At 75.6% G+C, this 19509-nt stretch carries 19 protein-coding genes; 12 read left to right on the top strand and 7 right to left on the bottom strand.

What is annotated here, in order from left to right:
* Nucleotides 1–207: 207 nt before the first annotated feature.
* Nucleotides 208–843, top strand: a complete 636-nt coding sequence (locus CELF_RS05265; RefSeq protein ID WP_013770208.1) for a hypothetical protein — start codon at nucleotides 208–210, stop codon at nucleotides 841–843.
* Between the two features lies 1 nt (nucleotide 844).
* Here CELF_RS05265 and coaA read toward each other — a convergent pair whose 3' ends face one another.
* Both coaA and CELF_RS05275 read right to left on the bottom strand, forming a co-directional pair.
* Nucleotides 845–1795, bottom strand: a complete 951-nt coding sequence (coaA, locus tag CELF_RS05270; protein WP_013770209.1) for a type I pantothenate kinase — start codon at nucleotides 1793–1795, stop codon at nucleotides 845–847.
* Nucleotides 1796–1879: 84 nt separating this feature from the next.
* Nucleotides 1880–3502, bottom strand: coding sequence for a methyl-accepting chemotaxis protein (locus CELF_RS05275; protein ID WP_013770210.1), 1623 nt, complete (start codon nucleotides 3500–3502; stop codon nucleotides 1880–1882).
* Nucleotides 3503–3670: 168 nt separating this feature from the next.
* Between CELF_RS05275 and glmS the strand changes: the two genes are divergently transcribed.
* Together glmS and CELF_RS05285 are read left to right on the top strand one after the other, a co-directional pair.
* Complete coding sequence (glmS, locus tag CELF_RS05280; RefSeq protein ID WP_013770211.1) at nucleotides 3671–5527, top strand: glutamine--fructose-6-phosphate transaminase (isomerizing); 1857 nt, start codon at nucleotides 3671–3673, stop codon at nucleotides 5525–5527.
* 25 nt (nucleotides 5528–5552) lie between these two features.
* The gene (locus CELF_RS05285; protein ID WP_013770212.1) at nucleotides 5553–5906 is read left to right on the top strand and encodes a holo-ACP synthase; all 354 of its coding nucleotides are present in this window, start codon (nucleotides 5553–5555) and stop codon (nucleotides 5904–5906) included.
* Nucleotides 5907–5997: 91 nt separating this feature from the next.
* Here CELF_RS05285 and CELF_RS05290 read toward each other — a convergent pair whose 3' ends face one another.
* Nucleotides 5998–6984, bottom strand: coding sequence for an LLM class F420-dependent oxidoreductase (locus CELF_RS05290; protein ID WP_013770213.1), 987 nt, complete (start codon nucleotides 6982–6984; stop codon nucleotides 5998–6000).
* Nucleotides 6985–7014: 30 nt separating this feature from the next.
* Between CELF_RS05290 and CELF_RS05295 the strand changes: the two genes are divergently transcribed.
* From CELF_RS05295 to CELF_RS05325, 7 genes are read left to right on the top strand one after another with little or no spacing between them, the layout of a single operon-like run.
* The gene (locus CELF_RS05295) at nucleotides 7015–8538 is read left to right on the top strand and encodes an NAD(P)H-hydrate epimerase (protein ID WP_013770214.1); all 1524 of its coding nucleotides are present in this window, start codon (nucleotides 7015–7017) and stop codon (nucleotides 8536–8538) included.
* Nucleotides 8535–9209 (top strand): nucleoside/nucleotide kinase family protein, encoded by a 675-nt coding sequence (locus CELF_RS05300; RefSeq protein ID WP_013770215.1) that lies wholly within the window; start codon nucleotides 8535–8537, stop codon nucleotides 9207–9209. The genes CELF_RS05295 and CELF_RS05300 overlap by 4 nt, the downstream gene beginning before the upstream one ends.
* A gap of 56 nt (nucleotides 9210–9265) precedes the next feature.
* Nucleotides 9266–10471, top strand: a complete 1206-nt coding sequence (gene alr, locus CELF_RS05305; protein ID WP_041553832.1) for an alanine racemase — start codon at nucleotides 9266–9268, stop codon at nucleotides 10469–10471.
* A complete protein-coding gene (tsaE, locus tag CELF_RS05310) occupies nucleotides 10468–11046 on the top strand; it encodes a tRNA (adenosine(37)-N6)-threonylcarbamoyltransferase complex ATPase subunit type 1 TsaE (protein ID WP_013770217.1) in 579 nt (192 codons plus the stop codon). The genes alr and tsaE overlap by 4 nt, the downstream gene beginning before the upstream one ends.
* Nucleotides 11047–11050: 4 nt before the next feature.
* On the top strand, nucleotides 11051–11743 hold the full coding sequence (tsaB, locus tag CELF_RS05315) for a tRNA (adenosine(37)-N6)-threonylcarbamoyltransferase complex dimerization subunit type 1 TsaB (RefSeq protein WP_013770218.1): 693 nt from the start codon (nucleotides 11051–11053) through the stop codon (nucleotides 11741–11743).
* The gene (rimI, locus tag CELF_RS05320) at nucleotides 11740–12228 is read left to right on the top strand and encodes a ribosomal protein S18-alanine N-acetyltransferase (protein ID WP_013770219.1); all 489 of its coding nucleotides are present in this window, start codon (nucleotides 11740–11742) and stop codon (nucleotides 12226–12228) included. The genes tsaB and rimI overlap by 4 nt, the downstream gene beginning before the upstream one ends.
* A complete protein-coding gene (locus CELF_RS05325) occupies nucleotides 12225–13094 on the top strand; it encodes a sulfurtransferase (RefSeq protein WP_013770220.1) in 870 nt (289 codons plus the stop codon). The genes rimI and CELF_RS05325 overlap by 4 nt, the downstream gene beginning before the upstream one ends.
* A gap of 114 nt (nucleotides 13095–13208) precedes the next feature.
* Here CELF_RS05325 and CELF_RS05330 read toward each other — a convergent pair whose 3' ends face one another.
* Complete coding sequence (locus CELF_RS05330; protein ID WP_013770221.1) at nucleotides 13209–13850, bottom strand: malonic semialdehyde reductase; 642 nt, start codon at nucleotides 13848–13850, stop codon at nucleotides 13209–13211.
* An 86-nt stretch (nucleotides 13851–13936) separates the two neighbouring features.
* On the opposite strand from CELF_RS05330, the gene tsaD reads away from it, so the two are divergent.
* Nucleotides 13937–14989, top strand: a complete 1053-nt coding sequence (gene tsaD / locus CELF_RS05335) for a tRNA (adenosine(37)-N6)-threonylcarbamoyltransferase complex transferase subunit TsaD (protein WP_041553350.1) — start codon at nucleotides 13937–13939, stop codon at nucleotides 14987–14989.
* On the opposite strand, the gene CELF_RS19415 is transcribed toward tsaD, so the two are convergent.
* Together CELF_RS19415 and CELF_RS05345 are read right to left on the bottom strand one after the other, a co-directional pair.
* Complete coding sequence (locus CELF_RS19415) at nucleotides 14970–15500, bottom strand: hypothetical protein (RefSeq protein ID WP_013770223.1); 531 nt, start codon at nucleotides 15498–15500, stop codon at nucleotides 14970–14972. The two genes, tsaD and CELF_RS19415, sit on opposite strands and share 20 nt — an antisense overlap.
* The gene (locus CELF_RS05345) at nucleotides 15497–15853 is read right to left on the bottom strand and encodes a PadR family transcriptional regulator (RefSeq protein WP_013770224.1); all 357 of its coding nucleotides are present in this window, start codon (nucleotides 15851–15853) and stop codon (nucleotides 15497–15499) included. Before CELF_RS05345 ends, CELF_RS19415 begins: the two co-directional genes overlap by 4 nt.
* A gap of 129 nt (nucleotides 15854–15982) precedes the next feature.
* Between CELF_RS05345 and CELF_RS19420 the strand changes: the two genes are divergently transcribed.
* Nucleotides 15983–18622: a PKD domain-containing protein gene (locus CELF_RS19420; RefSeq protein ID WP_013770225.1), complete on the top strand. Its 2640-nt coding sequence runs from the start codon at nucleotides 15983–15985 to the stop codon at nucleotides 18620–18622.
* 34 nt (nucleotides 18623–18656) lie between these two features.
* Here CELF_RS19420 and CELF_RS05355 read toward each other — a convergent pair whose 3' ends face one another.
* Nucleotides 18657–19388, bottom strand: a complete 732-nt coding sequence (locus tag CELF_RS05355; protein WP_013770226.1) for a GbsR/MarR family transcriptional regulator — start codon at nucleotides 19386–19388, stop codon at nucleotides 18657–18659.
* Between the last annotated feature and the right edge of the window lie 121 nt (nucleotides 19389–19509).

The following is a 19509-nucleotide window of genomic DNA, read 5'->3' on the forward strand; positions in this document are numbered from 1 at the left end:
GGGCGCATGGTCACGGTGCCTGGTCACGGCGCCTGGTCACGGTCTGCTCACGATCCTCGCGCCGCTGCTAACGATCCGGTTGCAGCGGCGTCCGGGCGCGGTGCGTGTGCCTAGGCTCGGAGGTGGGTCGACGCGGGAGTCGACGCACTCCCGCGACCCGCGTGGCCTCACGGCCGGTGTCGCGGGTCGACGCCACAGGGGGCACACATGGCAGCGCGCACGCGACACGGTCGACCGCCGGACCGGGCGGACGGTTCGCCGCGCCCACGCGCGGCGGCGGCGCTCGTCGTCGCCGTCGTCGGGACGCTGGCCGGCTGTGCGGGCGCGGCGCCCGAGATGACCGACGCGCCCGAGGCGCGCGTCTCGGTGCAGGCCGACTGCCTCGACGGCCGCGTCGTGCGCGACCTGGGCCTCGTGCCCGACGAGGGCGGGTCGGCCGGGGCGTCGCAGGGGGTGAGCGAGGTGCGCCCGGGGGCGGTCCCCGAGGGGTTCGCGCCCGTGAGCGTGCTGGTCTGCTCGGCGTCCGGGACGCTGCGGTCGGTGTCCGGGACGTGGGCGGCAGTCACCGAGAGCCGCCGCGAGGGCGACCTGGCGCCGTTGCTCGACGCGCTCGAGCGGCCGTCGCAGGAACCGACGGGAACGTGCCAGGCGTCCGGCGCGGCCGCGCCCACGGTGCTCTGGCTCGTGGACGCGCTCGGCCGCGCGGTGCGACCCGTGTGGCCCACGGACGCGTGCGGGGTCCCCGTGGCCGAGGTCCAGGACGCGCTCGACGCGCTCGACGAGACCGACTCGACGGACTACCCCGTGGAGCGCGTGGAGCCGACGGCACCGTCCGGCCGCTGACCTAGAGCTTGCGCAGCCGGACCCGCTCGACGGAGTGGTCCGCGCCCTTGGTGAGGACGAGGGTCGCGCGGCTGCGCGTCGGCAGGATGTTCTGCTCGAGGTTCGGGGCGTTGATGCTGTCCCAGATGCCCTCGGCGCGCTCCACCGCCTCGTCGTCGGACAGCGACGCGTACCGGTGGAAGTACGACTCGGGCTGGGCGAACGCGGTCGCGCGCAGGCTGAGGAACCGGTCGACGTACCACTGGCGGATGTCGGCGGTGCGCGCGTCGACGTAGATCGAGAAGTCGAAGAAGTCGCTCACGGCGAGGTTCGACGTGCCCTCCTGCGTGGGCCGCGCCGGCTGCAGCACGTTGAGGCCCTCCATGATGAGGACGTCGGGGCGGCTGACGACGATCTCCTTGCCGGGGACGATGTCGTAGGTCAGGTGGTCGTAGACGGGTGCCCGGACCTCGGGACGTCCCGCCTTGACCTTCGAGACGAACCGCAGCAGCGCCCGGCGGTCGTACGACTCGGGGAAGCCCTTGCGGTCCATGAGCCCGCGTCGCTCCAGCTCGGCGTTCGGGTAGAGGAAGCCGTCGGTGGTGATGAGCTGCACGCGCGGGGTCGCGGGCCAGCGGGCCAGCAGCTCGCGCAGGAGCCGCGCGGTCGTCGACTTGCCGACCGCCACCGACCCGGCCACGCCGATGACGAACGGCGTCCCGCCGACGTCCTCGCGCAGGAACGTCGTGGAGGCGGCGTGCAGGCCGCGCGTCGCCTCGATGTACAGGTCGAGCAGGCGGGAGATCGGCCGGTAGATCGCGTCGACCTCGGCCAGGTCGATCGGGTCTCCGAGCCCGGCGAGCCGGTCGACGTCCGCGTCGGTGAGCGGGAGCGGCGTCGAGGCGGACAGGCGCCGCCAGGCGTCACGGTCCAGGTCGACGTACGGCGTGGCCGGGGTGAGCGACGGTGGCACGGGGACGATTGTGCCGGACGCGGCGCACCGCTCGGTGCCGCCCTGCGGGTGGGACGGTCCGTCGACGCTGCGCCGCGCCCCAGATCAGACCCGGAAGCGCCCGACCAGCGCGTCGAGCTCGTGGGAGTTGCGGGCGACCTCGTCCGCCGACGAGCGGATCTGGTCGATGTGGCCCACCGTGTACTGCGCGTTGTCGGCGATCGAGCGCACGTTGTCCGCGATCGTCGTCGCGCCGACGGCGGCCTCCGCGATGGTGTTCGACATCTCCGACGTCGTGGCGCTCTGCTCCTCGACCGATCCCGCGATGCTGCTCTGGTGGTCGTTGACCTGCCCGATGACGTGCGTCGTCGTAGAGATCGCCGCGACCGCGACGTCCACGTCCGCCTGGATCTGCGTGATCCGGGCGGTGATCTCCTCGGTCGCGCGCGCCGTCTCCTGCGCGAGCTCCTTGACCTCGCCGGCGACGACCGCGAACCCCTTGCCGGCCTCCCCGGCGCGCGCCGCCTCGATGGTCGCGTTGAGCGCGAGCAGGTTGGTCTGCTGCGCGATCGTGTTGATGAGCGCGACCACCCCGCCGATCGCGGCGGACGAGTCACCGAGCCGGGTGATCGTGGCGTTCGCCTCGTCGGTGCTCGCGACGGCCGTGTGGCCCGCGGCGTTCGCGTCCGACGCGCTGCGGGCGATCTCCTGGATCGACGCGCCCATCTGCTCGCTCGCGGCGGCGACGGTCTGCACGTTGGAGGAGACCTGCTCGGCGGCGGCCGCGGCGGCGGCGGCCTGGTGCGCGGCCTCGGCGGACTGGCGGCTCATCTCGGCGGTGATCGCCGACAGCTCCTGCGCCGCGGCCGAGGACGTGCCCGCGGTCTCGCCGATCTGGCGGACGAGGGCCGCGATGTTCGCGACGAAGCGGTTGAACACGGCCGCGAGGGCGCCGATCTCGTCGCGTCGCGAGTCGTCGACCTGCTGCGTGAGGTCGCCGTCGCCGTCCGCGATCTCCCGCAGGCGCGCGGTGAGCTCGCCGATGGGCCGCGTGATGCTGCGCGTGAGGAACGTCGCGAGGGCCACGACGACGACCACGGCGAGCGCCGAGCCGCCGACGACGACGGCCTTGGTGGCGCCCGCGGCCGCGGCCGACTCCTGCGCCCGCTGCTCGAGCAGGGCCTGCTCGTCGGCGCGGACGTCCTCGAGCACGCCCCGGATCTGGTCCATGACGGCCTTGCCCTCGTCGGACACGACGATCGCGCGGGCGGCCTCGAACCCCTGGGAGTCGCGGACGTCGATCGTCTCCTGCATCTCCGCGAACTTCGCCGCGACGAGGGGCTCGAGCTCGGTGAGACGGTCCTGCTGCACGGGGTTGTCGCTCGTGAGCCCGCGGACGGCGTCCAGGTGGTCCTGCACCTCCTCGCGCGCCGCCGTGTAGGGCGCGAGGTAGGAGTCGACGCCCGTGATGAGGTAGCCGCGCTGGCCCGTCTCGGCGTCCTTGAGGGACGACAGGATCGCGTCGGTCTCGCCCAGCACCTCGTGCGTGTGCTCGACCCAGCCGCTGCTCGTCACGAGCGCCTGGGTGTTGACGAACGACACGACGCCGATGCCGGTCATGAGGACGAGCGCGACGGCGTAGCCGGCCACGAGCCGGCGGCCGACGGTCCAGGTCCACCGCGGCTGGTGCGGCGTCGGTGCAGGGGAGGTCGAGAGGGTGCTGCTCACAGGGGTGCTCCTGGGGGACGGTGTGCGGTGCTGCCCGTCCCATCGGGCGGCGACGGCGCGTCCTGAGCGTCTGTCGGGCCCCGGGTCGCCGGTCGCGGCGACGGTGCAGGTCGTGACGCTGAGCACCCCGCGCCCGGGGGTCGGGGTGCGGCGGATAGACTCGCGGCCATGTGTGGAATCGTGGGCTACGTCGGATCCCAGACCGCGAGCGACCGTCCGCTGGACGTCGTGCTCGAGGGCCTGCGACGGCTGGAGTACCGGGGCTACGACTCCGCCGGCGTCGCACTCGTCAGCCCGGCAGCGGGGCTCGACACCGCCAAGAAGGCCGGCAAGCTCGCGAACCTCGTCGAGGAGCTCGACGCGCACCCGATGGCAGCGTCGACCGCCGCGATCGGGCACACCCGGTGGGCGACGCACGGCGCGCCGAACGACGTCAACGCCCACCCGCACGTGGCCGGCCGCCTCGCGCTCATCCACAACGGCATCGTCGAGAACTTCGCGACCCTCAAGGCCGGCCTGCTCGCCGACGGCGTGGAGTTCACCTCGGAGACCGACACCGAGGTCGCCGCGCACCTCGTGGCACGTGCCTACGACCGCACCGGCGACCTGACGCAGGCGCTGACGGAGGTCGCCCGCACGCTGCACGGCACGTTCACGCTGCTCGCGGTTCACGCCGACGCGCCCGACGTGGTCGTCGGCGCACGGCACGACTCGCCGCTCGTCGTCGGGCTGGGCGAGGGGGAGAACTTCCTCGGCTCGGACGTCGCGGCGTTCATCGCGCACACCCGCGAGGCCCTCGAGCTCGGCCAGGACCAGGTCGTCACCATCACCCCGACCGGCGTGACCGTGACGGGCTTCGACGGCAAGCCGGCGCAGGCGCGCCGCTACACCGTCGACTGGGACGCGGCTGCCGCGGAGAAGGGCGGCTTCGCGTCCTTCATGGACAAGGAGATCCACGACCAGCCGCACGCCGTCGCGGACACGCTGCTCGGCCGCACGGACGTGCGCGGTCAGCTCGTGCTCGACGAGGTGCGCATCGACGAGTCGGTCCTGCGGGCCGTCGACAAGATCGTCGTCATCGCCTGCGGCACCGCCGCCTACGCGGGGCACGTCGCGAAGTACGCGATCGAGCACTGGTGCCGCATCCCGGTCGAGGTCGAGCTCGCGCACGAGTTCCGGTACCGCGACCCGGTCGTCGACGAGCAGACGCTCGTCGTCGCGATCTCGCAGTCCGGCGAGACGATGGACACCCTCATGGCCGTGCGGCACGCGCGCGAGCAGGGCGCCAAGGTGCTCGCGATCGTCAACACGCACGGCTCGACGATCCCCCGCGAGTCCGACGCCGTGCTGTACACGCACGCCGGCCCGGAGATCGCGGTCGCGTCGACCAAGGCGTTCCTCGCCCAGATCACCGCGACCTACCTCCTGGGCCTCTACCTCGCGCAGCTGCGCGGGAACAAGTTCCCGGACGAGGTCGCCGCCGTGCTCGCCGAGCTGCGCGCGATGCCGGACAAGATCCAGCAGGTCATCGACCGCTCCGGCCGGGTGCGCGAGATCGCCCGCTGGATGGCCGACACGCAGTCCGTGCTGTTCCTCGGCCGGCACGTCGGGTTCCCCGTCGCGATGGAGGGCGCGCTCAAGCTCAAGGAGCTCGCGTACATCCACGCCGAGGGGTTCGCGGCGGGTGAGCTCAAGCACGGCCCGATCGCGCTCATCGAGCCCGGCCAGCCGGTGTTCGTCGTCGTCCCGTCGCCGCGCGGCCGCGACTCGCTGCACTCGAAGGTCGTCTCGAACATCCAGGAGATCCGTGCCCGGGGTGCGCGCACCCTGGTGATCGCGGAGGACGGCGACGAGGCGGTCCGCCCGTTCGCCGACGAGGTCTTCTACGTCCCGCAGGCGCCGACGCTGCTCGCGCCGCTGCTCGCCGTGGTGCCGCTCCAGGTGTTCGCGTGCGAGCTCGCGACCGCGAAGGGCCTCGACGTCGACCAGCCGCGCAACCTGGCCAAGTCCGTCACGGTCGAGTGAGCGCGCTGGTCACGGCGGTCCGGGCGTGATCGTCGGCGTCGGGATCGACGTCGTCGACATCGCGCGGTTCGTCGCGACGCTGCACCGCGCCCCCGCGCTGCGCGACAAGCTGTTCACGCCCGCCGAGCGCGTCATGCCCGAGACCTCCTTGGCCGCGCGCTTCGCGGCGAAGGAGGCGCTCGCCAAGGCCCTCGGCGCGCCGCCCGGCATGCACTGGCACGACGCCGCCGTCCCGCGCACGGCCGGCGCCCAGCCGGTGCTCGAGGTGCGCGGCACGGTCGCGGCCCGCGCCGCCGAGCTGGGTGTCACCCGGTTCCACCTGTCGATCTCGCACGACGCGGGCATCGCGTCGGCGGTGGTGGTCGCCGAGCGCGACTGACGCCCCGCACGGCCCGCAGGGCGGCGTGGCGGTGGCCGAGGGTGGGCGCTCACCGGCACCCACCCTCGGACGGACCTGGCTCCGCGGTCGGTCAGCGCAGCGCCGGGACGACCTCGCGCTCGAACAGCTCGATGCCCGAGCGGTCGTAGGCGGCCTCGGCGAAGTACGTGATCGCGTAGGTCATGCCGAGCTTCTCGAGGTCCCGGAGCTTCTCGACGAGCTGCTCCGGGGTGCCGACGAGCACGCCCTTGCGGAACTCCTCGGCGACCTCGGGGGCCTTGTCCGGCACGGTGAGCGACAGGTGCTCCTCGACCCACGCCATGCGGTCGTCGACGTCCGCCTCGGTCTCGCCGATGACGACGTTGAAGTTCGACGAGCGCGTGATCTCCTCGAACGGGCGGCCGATCGCCTCGCAGTGCCCGCGCAGCACCTCGGACTTGTGCGTGAACACCTCGGGGTGCCCGTCGAAGTTCGTGAACTGCGCGTGCTCGGCGGCGATCCGCAGGGTCTTGCGCTCGCCGCCTCCCGCGATCCACAGCGGCGGTCCGTCGACCTGCAGGGGAAGCGGCGCGAGCTGCGCACCGTCGACCTGGTAGTGCTTCCCCTGGAAGGTCGCGACGCCGTTCGTCCAGAGCTGCTTGAAGATCTGCACGCCCTCGTCGAGCATCGCCAGGCGCTCGCCCGCACGCGGGAAGCCGTAGCCGTACGCGCGCCACTCGTGCTCGTACCAGCCGGCGCCGATGCCCATCTGCACGCGGCCGCCCGAGATGACGTCGGCGGTCGCGGCGACCTTCGCCAGGTAGGCGGGGTTGCGGTACGCCATGCACGTGCACATCTGGCCGAGCTTCACGCGCGACGTCGTCGCCGCGTAGGCGTTGATGAGGCTCCAGGCCTCGTGCGTCGCCTCGCCGTTCGGCTCGGGCACCGCGTGGAAGTGGTCGTACACCCAGATCGAGTCGAAGGCGTCGCCGGTGTCGGCGTGCTGGGCGAGGCCGTTCATGACCGCCCAGTGGTCGCGCGGCTCGATTCCGGTGAGGTCCTGCCGCCAGCCCTGGGGGATGAAGAGTCCGAAGCGCATGCTGGGCACGTTACCTGCGGAGCCGCGAGGATGAGACCCGTGCTGCTGACGTGGAACGCGGCCCGGGTGCGGGCGGCCGAGGAACCCCTGCTCGCGGCCGGTGCGCCGCTCATGGCGCACGCCGCCTTCGCGCTGCACGTCGCGGTCGCGCGCGAGCTGCGGGCCCGTCGCGGCCGGGTCGCGGGAGCGGTCGTCGTGGTGCTCGCGGGCGCGGGCAACAACGGCGGGGACGCGCTGCACGCCGGTGCGCTGCTCGCGCGCCGCGGTGCCCGGGTGCTCGCCCTGACGACGGCGCAGCGGTGGCACGACGAGGGCGCCGCCGCGCTGCTCGCCGCGGGCGGACGGCTGCGTGCCCTCGTCCCGGACGCGGTGGACGACGACGCCGCGCAGGTCCTGGCGGCGGACGTCGTGCTCGACGGGGTGCTCGGGATCGGGGCGCGCGGCGGGCTGCGCGGGCCGGTCGCCCGGCTCGTCGAGGCGGTCGCGGCCGCGCGGCCCGACGGTGACTCGCCGCTCGTGGTCGCCGTCGACGTGCCGTCCGGCATCGGCGTGGACGACGGGACGCGCGCGGGGACAGTCCTCGACGCCGACCTGACCGTCACGTTCGGGGGCGCCAAGCCCGGGCTCGTGCTGCCGCCCGCCGCGTGGGCCGCCGGCCGGGTGGAGGTCGTCGACCTCGGCCTCGCCCTGGCGGGGCCCGCGGACGTCGCCTCGCTCGGTCCGGACGACGTCGCCGCCCTGTGGCCCGTACCCGAGCGGGCGGCGCACAAGTACGCGCGCGGGGTGGTCGGCGTCGTCGCGGGGACGCGGACGTACCCGGGCGCCGCGGTGCTCGCGTCGAGCGGTGCGGCGCTCGCGGGCGTCGGGATGGTGCGGTACGTCGGCGACGCGGGGGACGCGGTGCTCGCCGCGCGCCCCGAGGTGGTCGTGGGGCCCGGGCGGGTGCAGGCGTGGGTGCTCGGGCCGGGCGTGTCGCCGGACGACGCCGCGCAGCGCCGGCGCGTGCAGAGGGCGTTCGACGGGGTCCTGCACCGCGGGGAGGCGGCGGTCGTCGACGCGGGCGCGCTCGACCTGCTGCCCGAGCGCGTCGGCCCGCACGTGGTGCTGACCCCCCACGCGGGGGAGCTCGCGCGCCTGCTCGCCCAGCACGGGGTCGACGTCGAGCGCACGGCGGTGGAGGCGGAGCCGCTGCGGTGGGCGCGCGAGGCGCACGACCGGACCGGGGCGACCGTGCTGCTCAAGGGCGGCACGACCGTCGTCGTGGGCGCGCACGGCGCGGTCTACGCGCAGTCCGACGGCCCGACGTGGCTCGCGACCGCGGGAGCCGGGGACGTGCTCGCCGGGGTCCTGGGCGCGCTGCTCGCGGCCCGCGTGGACGACGTGCACGAGGACCCGTCGCTCGCCGCGGCGCTCGCCGCCGCGGCCGCGCTCGTGCACGGCCGGGCGGCGCACCGGGCCGTGCCGGACGGGCCGATCGTCGCGCTCGCGGTCGCGCACGCCGTCCCGGCGACCGTCGCCGAGCTGCTCCGCGCGACGGGCACACTGGCCCGGTGACGTCCCGGACGAACCCGCCGACCACGCGCGTGCCCGGCGCCGCACCCGCCGCGGCGCTCGACCCCGCCCTCGCGGCACGCGTCGACGCGCTGCTCGACCGCGGCGGGCGCGTCGTCCTGGGCATCGCGGGAGCGCCCGGGGCGGGCAAGTCCACGCTCGCCGCTCAGGTCGCCGCGGCCTACCCGGGACGTGCGGTCGTGGTCCCCATGGACGGCTTCCACCTCGCGCAGAGCGAGCTCGAGCGGATCGGCCGCGCGGACCGCAAGGGCGCGCCCGACACGTTCGACGCCGCGGGGTTCGTCGCGCTCCTGCGGCGGCTGCGGGACGCCCCCGCCGGCGAGGTCGTCTACGCGCCCGAGTACCGGCGGGACCTGCGCAACGGCGTCGCGGGGGCGATCGCGGTGGGGCCGGCCGTCCCGCTCGTCGTGACCGAGGGGAACTACCTGCTGCTCGACGCGCACGGGTTCGGTGCCGTCGCGGGCCTGCTCGACGAGGCGTGGTTCGTCGCGCCGGACGACGACGTGCGGCTCGCCCGGCTGGTGGCGCGGCACGAGGCGTTCGGCAAGCCGGCGGACGCCGCGCGGGCGTGGGCGCACGGGCCCGACGAGCGCAACGCGCGGCTCGTCGCGGGCACGGCCGCGCGCGCGGACGTCGTGGTGCGGCCGCGGTGAGCCGCCCGCCCGGGGGGACGACGCCCCGGCCCGTCGTGCCGCCCGCGGGTGCGAGACTGGGCGCCGTGAGCCTGTACCCCGCTCGAGCCGTCGTCGACCTCGCCGCGATCCGCGGCAACGTGCGCAGCCTCGCGGCGCACGCCCCGTCCGCCCAGGTCATGGCCGTGGTCAAGGCCGACGCGTACGGGCACGGGCTCGTGCCGTCGGCGCGCGCCGCGGTCGAGGGCGGCGCCACGTGGCTCGGTGCCGCGCAGGTCGCCGAGGCGCTCGAGCTGCGGCGCGCGGGCGTCGTCGGGCCGCGCGTCCTGACCTGGCTGTACGCGCCCGGCGCCCCGCTCGCCGACGCCGTCGCCGCGGTCGTCGACGTGTCCGTGGCCGCGGCGTGGGCGCTCGACGAGGTCGTCGCGGCGGCCCGCGTCGCGCATCGCACGGCCCGCGTGCACCTCAAGGTCGACACGGGCCTCGGCCGCAACGGGCTGACCCCGGGCGACCTGGCGGCGCTGCTGCCCGCCGTGCTGCGCGCGCAGGCGGAGGGGGCCGTCGAGGTCGTGGGCGTCTGGTCGCACCTCGCGTTCGCGGACGAGCCCGCCCACCCGACCGTGCGCGCGCAGGCCGGGGTGTTCGCCGACGCGGTCCGCACCGTCGAGCAGGCCGGGCTGCGCCCGGAGGTGCGGCACCTGGCCAACTCGGCCGCGACGCTCACCGACCCGTCGGTCCACCACGACCTGGTCCGCCCCGGGATCGCGGTCTACGGGCTCTCGCCCGTGCCGCAGGTCGGCGGTCCCGCGGACTTCGGGCTGGTGCCCGCCATGACCTTCGAGGCCGAGCTCGCGACGGTGAAGACCGTGCCGGCCGGGCAGGGCCTGTCCTACGCGCACCGGTACGTCACGCCGCAGGAGACGGTCGTCGGGATCGTGCCCGTCGGGTACGCGGACGGCGTCCCGCGGCACGCGTCGGGCGGGCAGGACGGCCCGGGCGGGCCGCTGCGCGTCGGGGGCCGCACGCTCGCCGTCGCCGGCCGCGTCTGCATGGACCAGGTCGTCGTCGACCTCGGGCCGGGTGCGTGCGAGGTGGCCGGGGACCGCGTCGAGCTGTTCGGCACGGGCGCGGACGGCGGCCCGACCGCGCAGGACTGGGCGGACGCCGCCGGCACCATCGCGTACGAGATCGTCACCCGCGTCGGCGCCCGTGTGCCGCGCGTCCACGTCGACACCGCGGCGCCCTCGCAGGGGGCGGACCGCACCCAGGAGGTGGCCCGATGACCGGCCGGCACGGTGCGCCCGCGGGCGCGCAGACACGCGACGAGACCGTCGCGTCGACGAGCGTGACGCTGCCCGACGCCGACGCGACGCGTGCGTTCGGCCGCGCGCTCGCGCGGGTGCTGCGCGCGGGCGACCTGGTCGTGCTCACGGGTGACCTGGGTGCGGGCAAGACGACGCTCACGCAGGGCATCGGTGCGGGCCTCGGCGTGCGCGGGCAGGTCGCGTCGCCGACGTTCATCATCGCCCGCGAGCACCCCCCGGTGCCGGGACCCGACGGCGTGCGCGGTCCGGGGCTCGTGCACGTCGACGCGTACCGCCTGTCGTCGCTCGACGAGGTCGACGCGCTCGACCTCGACGCGAGCCTGGACGAGTCGGTGACGGTCGTCGAGTGGGGCGAGGGGTGGGTCGAGGGCCTCGCCGCGGACCGCCTCGAGGTCAGCCTGACGCGGCCGCGCGGGGGCGTCGCGCCGGGCGACGACGTCGACGCCGCCGCGGGGGAGCGCGCCGTCACGGTGCGCGCCGTCGGCAGCCGCTGGGTGGGCGTGGAGCTGCCCGGCGCGGACCTGGCAGGCTGACGCCGTGCCCGTCCTCGCCCTCGACACCTCGGCGGCCGTGGCCGTCGCCCTGCTCGACGACTCCGGTGCCGTCCTCGCGGCTCGCAGCGACGACCAGCCCCGGCACCACGCCGAGCTCCTCGCGCCGATGGTCGCGGCCGTGCTGGCCGACGCGGGCGTCGACCGCACCGACCTGACGTCCGTCGTCGTCGGGACCGGCCCCGCCCCGTTCACGGGCCTGCGCGTCGGCCTCGTCACCGCGCGCACGCTCGCGCTCGCGCTGGGGGTGCCGGCGCTGGGTGTGCCGAGCCTCGACGCGATCGGCGCGTCGGCGTCCCGCGTGCTCGCGCCGGGGTCGACCGTCCTCGTCGCGACGGACGCACGGCGCCGCGAGGTGTACTGGTCGCTGTACCGGGTGACCGGCCCGGGGGAGGTCGACGTGCTGGTCGCACCCGAGGTCGCCGCACCGGCGGACGTCGCGGCCGACGAGCGCGTCGCCGGTGCGGCCGTCGTGGGCCGGGGCGCGCTGCTGCACCCGGTGCTCGGCGTCGCGGACCCGGACCTCGACGCGCACGGCCTGCTCGACCCGGATCCCGTCGAGCTCGCGGCGCTCGCGCGGCTGCGGGCCTCCCGCGGTGCGGAGCTGCCGACGGCGCCGCTGTACCTGCGACGGCCCGACGCGGTCCCGTCGGCGGCGCGCAAGCGCGTCCTCGGATGACCGACGGCCGCCCGGGCGTCGTCGTCCGCGCGCTGACCCCGGACGACGTGCCGGCGCTCGTCGCGATGGAGGTCGAGCTGTTCGGCGCGGGCGCGTGGTCGGCCGCCATGCTCGCCGAGGAGGTCGTCGGCCCGGGGCGCTGGTACGTCGGGGCGCAGGACACGGCGTCGGGTGCGCTCGTCGGGTACGCGGGCCTGTGGTTCGACGGGTTCGACGTGCAGGTCATGACGATCGGCACGGCGCGCGACCGGCAGGGGCAGGGCGTGGGGCGGCTGCTGCTGGGCGCCCTGCTCGACCGGGCGCGCACCTTGGGGGCCGCGGTCGCGCTGCTCGAGGTCCGCGTCGACAACGACCCTGCGCTGCACCTGTACGAGAGCGTCGGCTTCGAGCGGTTCGGCCTGCGCCGCGGGTACTACCAGCCGGAGAATGCGGACGCATGGACCATGCGGCTCGAGCTGCGCCGCCACGAGGGGGAGGCACGATGACGGACCAGCGGACCGAGCGGCGGGGGGCGTCGGCGGCACGCGACGCGGTGCTCGTCGACCCGATCGACCTGGCGGGGCTGACGGCCGGCGACGAGCCGCCGGTCGTGCTGGACGTGCGCTGGTCGCTGGGCCGGGACGACGGCCACGAGCAGTACCTCGCCGGGCACCTGCCGGGCGCGGTCTACGTCGACCTCGACACCGAGCTCGCGGCCATGCCGAGCCCGGCCGAGGGCCGGCACCCGTTGCCGGCCGTCGCCGACCTGGAGGTCGCCGCCCGGCGCTGGGGCGTGCGGGAGGACCGCGCCGTCGTGGTGTACGACGACGCGGGCGCGACGTCGGCGGCGCGCGCCTGGTGGCTGCTGCGCTGGGCGGGCCTGACGGACGTGCGCCTGCTGGACGGCGGGCTGGCGGCATGGACGGCGGCCGGGTTGCCGGTGGAGGCCGGGCCGGTGACGGCGGAGGCGGGCGACGTGGTGCTCACCACGGGTGGCATGCCGACGGTCTCGGCCGACGAGGCCGCCGCCTGGCAGGGCACGCTGCTCGACGCGCGTGCCCTGCCCCGCTACCTCGGGGAGGTCGAGCCGGTGGACCCGCGTGCCGGGCACATCCCGGGCGCCGTGAGCGCCCCCACGGCGGGCAACCTCGGTCCCGACGGCACGTTCCTGCCCGACGACGCGCTGCGGGAGCGGTTCCGGGGGCTCGGGGTCGAGCCCGGCGCGCCCGTCGCGGTGTACTGCGGGTCCGGCGTGACCGCGGCGCACGAGGTCGCGGCGCTCGCGTCGGTGGGCGTCCCCGCCGCGCTGTACCCGGGGTCGTGGTCGCAGTGGTCGAACGACCCGGCCCGGCCGGTGGCCACGGGGCGCTGACCGGCCCGGCCGCGTCCCCGCGCGTCGCCTCCGGCAGCCCGCGGCGCGCGCCGGACCGTCCGGACGCGCCGCAGGGCCGCCCCGGCAGCGGGACGGCCCTGCGGCGTGGCGCGGTCAGACGGTGCGCGCGACCTGGTCGTAGTCCAGGCGCGCGGCGCGCGGGTGCGGCGTGCCGACGCCGTCGCGGCGCCCGACGTTGACCACGAGGAGCGAGCGCCAGCCCGACTCGGCGAAGAACTCCGCGTCGATGCCGTGGGCGTCCATGCCGCTCATGGGGCCGACGTCGAGGCCGGCGGCGCGCAGGCCGACGATGAGGTAGCCGACCTGCAGGAGCGCGCTGGTGCGGGCCATCTGCTCACGCTGCTCGGGCTGCGGCTCGAGCGCGTCGGCGAGCGCGGCCATGTGCGGCGCGAGGACGGGCAGGTGCGCGTGGAAGCCGGGGTCGGCGGCGAGGACGAGCGAGACGGGGGCGGCGAGGACGCGCTCGCGGTTCGACTCGTTCATGTGCGCGGCGAGCCGGGCGCGGGCCTCGGGAGTGCGCACGACGAGCAGCCGCAGCGGGACGGTGTTGAGGGCCGTCGGGCCCCACCGGACGAGGTCGTACACGGCGGCGAGCTGCTCGTCGGTGACCTCCTCGGGCGTGAACGCGCCGACGGTGCGGGCCTGCCGGAACAGCAGGTCGGCGACGTCGTCGGGGACGGCGAGGCCGGACGTGGGGAAGTCGAGGCCGTCGAGGACGGTGCTGTCGGTCGTCATGGTTGGTTGAATCGTGAACGACCCGTCGACATTCCGGCCACGGACGTGACGGTGGTCACGCCGTGCGCCCGCCTATCCTGGTCCCCATGTCCGCGACCGGCGCCCAGCCCCTCGTCCTCGGGATCGAGACGTCCTGCGACGAGACGGGCGTCGCGCTCGTGCGGGGCCACGACCTGCTGGTCGACGCCGTCGCGAGCTCGGTCGACGAGCACGCGCGGTTCGGCGGGATCATCCCCGAGATCGCGTCGCGCGCCCACCTCGAGGCCATGGTCCCGACGATCGAGCGGGCGCTCGCGACCGCGGACGTGTCGCTCGGCGAGGTCGACGCGATCGCCGTGACGGCGGGCCCGGGACTGGTCGGCCCGCTCACGGTCGGGGCGTCCGCCGCCAAGGCGCTCGCCATCGCGCTCGACAAGCCGCTGTACGGCGTCAACCACGTCATCGGCCACGCGGTCGTCGACGAGCTCGTCGACGGGCCGTTCCCCGAGCGGGTCATGGCCCTCGTCGTCTCGGGCGGCCACTCCTCGCTGCTGCTCCTCGACGACACGGTCGACGTCACCGAGCTCGGCTCGACGCTCGACGACGCCGCCGGCGAGGCGTTCGACAAGGTGGGACGGCTGCTGGGCCTGCCGTACCCGGGCGGCCCGCACATCGACCGCCTCGCCCGCGAGGGCGACCCGCACGCGATCCGGTTCCCGCGCGGCCTCACGGCCCCGAAGGACCAGGCCCGGCACGCCGCCGACTTCTCGTTCTCGGGCCTCAAGACGGCTGTCGCGCGCTGGGTCGAGGCGCGGCAGGACGCGGGGGAGGAGATCCCGCTGCCCGACGTCGCGGCGTCGTTCGCGGAGGCGGTCGCCGACGTGCTCACGGCCAAGACCATCGCCGCGTGCCGCGCGCACGGCGTCGAGACGCTCGTCGTCGGTGGGGGCTTCTCGGCGAACTCGCAGCTTCGCGACATGGCCGCGAAGCGGTGCGCGGAGGCGGGGATCGAGCTGCGCATCCCGCCGATCCGCTACTGCACGGACAACGGCGCGATGATCGCGGCGCTGGGCTCGGCCGTCGTGCGCCGCGGGCTGCCGCCGTCGTCGCTCGACCTGCCGGTCGACTCCTCGATGCCGCTCACGCAGGTGCTCGTGTGAGGTCCCGCTCCCGGGTGGGCAGCAGGCGCCACAGCCGCGCGCCGAGGGTGAACACGACGGCGAACACCGCGCCGTAGAGCACGAGCCACTGCCACGACGCCTCGGTCCCGACCGAGAGCTCGCCGTCCGTCGACGTGTATACCGTCGTGGCGCCGAGCGTGGTGCGGGTGAGCGTGCCGCCGCCCAGGTCGGCGAGGGTGTCCAGCGTGCCGACCGCGTACGCGACGACGAGGTACGCGACCGCGCCGACCGCGAGCGCGGCCCACGTCGCGCCCGTCGCCCAGCGCGGGACGCGGTGGTCGAGCGTCGCGAGGTATCCCTCGGCGAGCACGCGCGGGTGCCCGAGGTCGGCGACGGCGCGACGCACGCCGACGTCGTCGGCCGCCGCCGTGAGCTCGCGCCGCAGGTCGCGGACGAGCCGCTCCGAACGGGGGTAGTCCTGCACCGCCCAGGAGAAGCGGGTGAGGAAGGCCTCGCGGACCAGCAGGTCGCGCAGCGTCAGGGTGCTCATCGGGTGCTCCCGGTGGGGTCGGTGGCGGGGTGGTCGAGGACGTGCGTGACGGTGGCGCTCAGGTGCTGCCACGAGCGCTGCGCGCGGGCGAGCTCGGCGAGGCCGGCGTCGGTGGGTGCGTAGTACTTGCGGGCGGGCCCGGACGGCGACGCGACGAGGCGGGAGGAGACGCGGGCGTCGCGCTCGAGCCGGCTGAGCACGGGGTAGAGGGTGCCGGTGCCGAGGTCCTGCAGCCCGGCGTCGCGCAGGCGGGTGACGAGCTCGTAGCCGTACGACTCGTCCTCGCGCAGCAGCGCGAGCACGAGCATCGGCAGCACGCCCTTGAGCAGCTGGGGGTCGCGGTTGTCGTCCACACGGCGAGGCTATGCCTGCTAGCGGGCAATGACAACTAGTGCCGTAGCAGTTCACCCGGCGGTCCCTTTCGTGGGTGATTGACATGGTTTGCCGCGCCCGTTCCACTGGACCGGAACCCAGGAGCCGCCATGCCCGTCCCTGCGTCGGCCCGCCACGAGCGGCCCGAGCACCCCCGTCGCCTCGCGCACGCGCGCGCGGTCGTCCCCGGCCCGCGCCGGCACGGCCGTCGTCTCGCCGGCACCCTCGCCCTCGTCGGTGCCGTGCTGGCCGGGGGTCTCGTGGCCGCACCCGCCGGCGCCGCCGACCCCGAGCCGTTCACGTTCGTCGTGCTGCCCGACACGCAGAACTACGTGAGCACGTCGACGAACCAGGCCACGATGGGCGTGCAGACGCAGTGGATCGCCGACCACCGCGACGACCTCGACATCGCGTTCGTCTCCCAGGTGGGCGACCTCGTCGGGGTCGACACGGCGGAGGTGCAGTGGCAGCGGGCGTCGCAGCACATGGCCGTGCTCGACGCCGCGGGCGTGCCGAACGCGGTGCTGCCGGGCAACCACGACATGGACCTCACGACGGGCGACGCGCCCCTGTTCCGGCAGTACTTCCCGCCGAGCCGGTACGCGAACGCCTCCTGGAACGGCGCCGCCGCGTCCTACGGCGGCCACCTCGGGCAGCACGTCGTCGGGCCCGACCCCGTCGACCGGCAGAACATGGACAGCTTCGCGCTGTTCAGCGCGGGCGGCATGGACTTCCTCCTGCTCAGCCTCGAGATGAACGCCCCCGACTACGCGCTCGACTGGGGCCGGCGGGTGCTCGCCGCGTATCCCGAGCGGCGTGCGATCGTCGCGACGCACTCCTACGTCGACACCGCGGGCGGCCTGACGACGCAGGTCGCGCGGGCCGACGGCGGCAACAGCGGCCGCGCGATCTGGGAGGAGCTCGTGCGGCCCTCGTGCTCGGTCTTCCTGGTCGTCAGCGGCCACTTCAGCGAGGGCGACCTCGGAGAGGCGCGGCGCACCGACACCAACGCGTGCGGCGACCCGGTGCACGCGGTCCTCACCGACTACCAGGACCGTGCCCGCGGAGGCGACGGCTGGCTGCGGTACTACACGTTCGACCCCGCCGCCGACGAGATCCGCGCGACCACGTACTCGCCGACGCTCGACCGGTACGAGACCGACGCCGACAGCAGCTTCACGCTCCCGTACGCCATGACGGGCGTACCGCCCGACCCCGACCCGGGGCCGCTCGCCGCCGACACGTTCGGACGCACGCTCACAGGCGGCTGGGGCGGTGCCGACACCGGCGGCGCCTGGTCCGTGGGCGGCGGCTCGAGCCGGTTCGCGGTCGGCGGCGGCACGGGGCAGCAGTCGCCCGCACCGGGCGGGACGGTCACCTCGACGCTGGGCTCGGTGCAGTCCACGGCCACCGACGTGACAGCCTCCGTCGCGCTCGACCGCATCCCGAGCAACGCGCTGTACGCGACCGTGTCAGGGCGGGTCGTCGGGTCCGGCGACTACGGCGCGCGCCTCAAGGTGCTCGCGACGGGCGCCGTCCAGCTGCACACCGAACGCTCGGGCACGGTGCTCACGGGCGGCACGCTGCCGGGCGTCTCGCTGACCTCGGGCGAGCGGCTGCGCGTGCGGGTGCAGGTCGAGGGGACCGGCCCGACGGTCGTGCGCGTGCGCGCGTGGGAGGACGGGCAGCCCGAGCCGTCGACGTGGCAGCACACCGCGACCGACGCGACCCCGGCCCTCCAGGGTGCCGGCGGCGTGCGCCTCATGACCTACGTGAGCTCGACCACCACGGGCGGGGCGCTCACGGTCCGCTGGGACGACCTGCTCGCGACCCGCATCGGGGCGGCGCCCCCGCCGCCCCCACCCGTGAACCAGCCGCCCGTCGCGTCGTTCACGGTCGCGACGGACGGGCTCACGGTGGCCGTCGACGCGTCCGGCTCGAGCGACCCGGACGGCATCGTCGTCGCGCGGTCGTGGGCGTTCGGCGACGGCGCCACCGCGTCCGGCACGACAGCCGCACGCACCTACGCGGCGGCGGGCACCTACACCGTCACGCTGACGGTCACCGACGACGACGGGGCCGTCGCGTCCACGGCGCGGGCCGTGACCGTGAGCGCCCCGCCCCCGGTCGGCGTGCTCGCGGCCGACCCGTTCGACCGGACCGTGACCGGTGGCTGGGGCGCGGCGGCGACGGGCGGGCCCTGGACCGTCGCGGGCGGCGCGTCGCGCTTCTCGGTCGCGGCGGGCGCGGGCGCCATGCAGGTCCCGGCGGGTGCCACGCTCACCGCCGGGCTCGGCGCGGTGTCCGGCACGTCCACCGACCTCACGGCGAGCCTCGCCCTGGCCTCCGTCCCCGACGGGCCGCTGTACGCGACGCTGTCCGGCCGGGTCGTCGGCGGCGCGGACCTCGGTGCGCGGGTCAAGGTGCTCACGACGGGTGCCGTGCAGCTGCACACGGAGCGGACCGGCACGGTGCTCACGGGAGGCACCCTGCCCGGGGTGGTCCTGACGCCCGGCGCACGGCTGCGGGTCCGCGTCCAGGTGCAGGGGACGGCGCCGACGACGGTCCGTGCACGTGCGTGGCTCGAGGGCAGCCCGGAGCCGTCGACGTGGCAGTACGCCGCGACCGACGGCACCGCGGCGCTGCAGGCCGCCGGCTCCGTGCGGCTCATGTCCTACCTGTCGTCGTCCGCGACCACCGGGCCCGTGACCGTGCGCTGGGACGACGTGCTCGTGACCCCCGCGGGGTGACCGCACGGGCCCTGGTCGCCCTGGGGGTCGGCGGTCAGGCCGACGCCGCGCCGGCCGGGGCGTCGGGGGCCTCGGTCTCGAGCATCACCCGCGCGTCCGCCGCCGCGCGCAGGATGCTGTCGCTGACCAGGTCCATGAACCGCGCCATGCTGGCGAGGCGCATCCCGGCGGGTGTGTCGGGCCCGACCAGCTGGGCGCCCTGGCGGGACGCCTCGGCGAGGTCGGCGTTGGTCCGGGCCGCCGTGAGGAGCGAGCGGAACCAGACGTCCCCGTCGGCCACGTAGCGCTCGCGGCGGCCCGCGACGCGCTCGCGCAGGACCAGGCCGTGCGTCTCGAGCCCGGCGATCGCCTTGGAGACCGCCGACGGGCTCACGCCGAGTCGCTGCACGAGATCCGCGGCGGTGAGTCCCGAGTCGTTGCTGAGGTACAGGCACATGAGCACGCCCGCGGGGGTGCGCGGCAGGCCGGACTGCATGAGCAGCGTCGTGAACCACTCCTCGAACTCGCGCAGCGCGTGCGCGTCGCCCGACCGCGCGGGTGACGGCGCAGCGGGTGCCGTGGCGGGACGGCGGCGCGCGCGACGCGCGGCCGCGCGCTGCGCCAGGTCGGCGCGGTAGGAGCCGGGGCCGCCGTTGCGCAGGACCTCGCGCGTGACGGTCGAGGTCGGGCGGTCGAGCCGCCGGGCGATCTCGGCGTACGTCAGGTCGTCAGAGAGCCCCAGCGCGATCTGCTGGCGCTCGGGCTGCGTGAGCCGGCCCCCGGGCATGCGGTCCTCCTTCGTCGCTGGGGGCGACAGTAGCGTTCTCGGACACCCAATGCAACGCGGTGCGCCGAGGCGTGTTGCATTGCGTGGTGGCCTGGTGCAACGAAAAGGTCCGGCTGACCTG

The sequence above is a fragment of the Cellulomonas fimi ATCC 484 genome (assembly GCF_000212695.1).
Classification (GTDB): domain Bacteria; phylum Actinomycetota; class Actinomycetes; order Actinomycetales; family Cellulomonadaceae; genus Cellulomonas; species Cellulomonas fimi.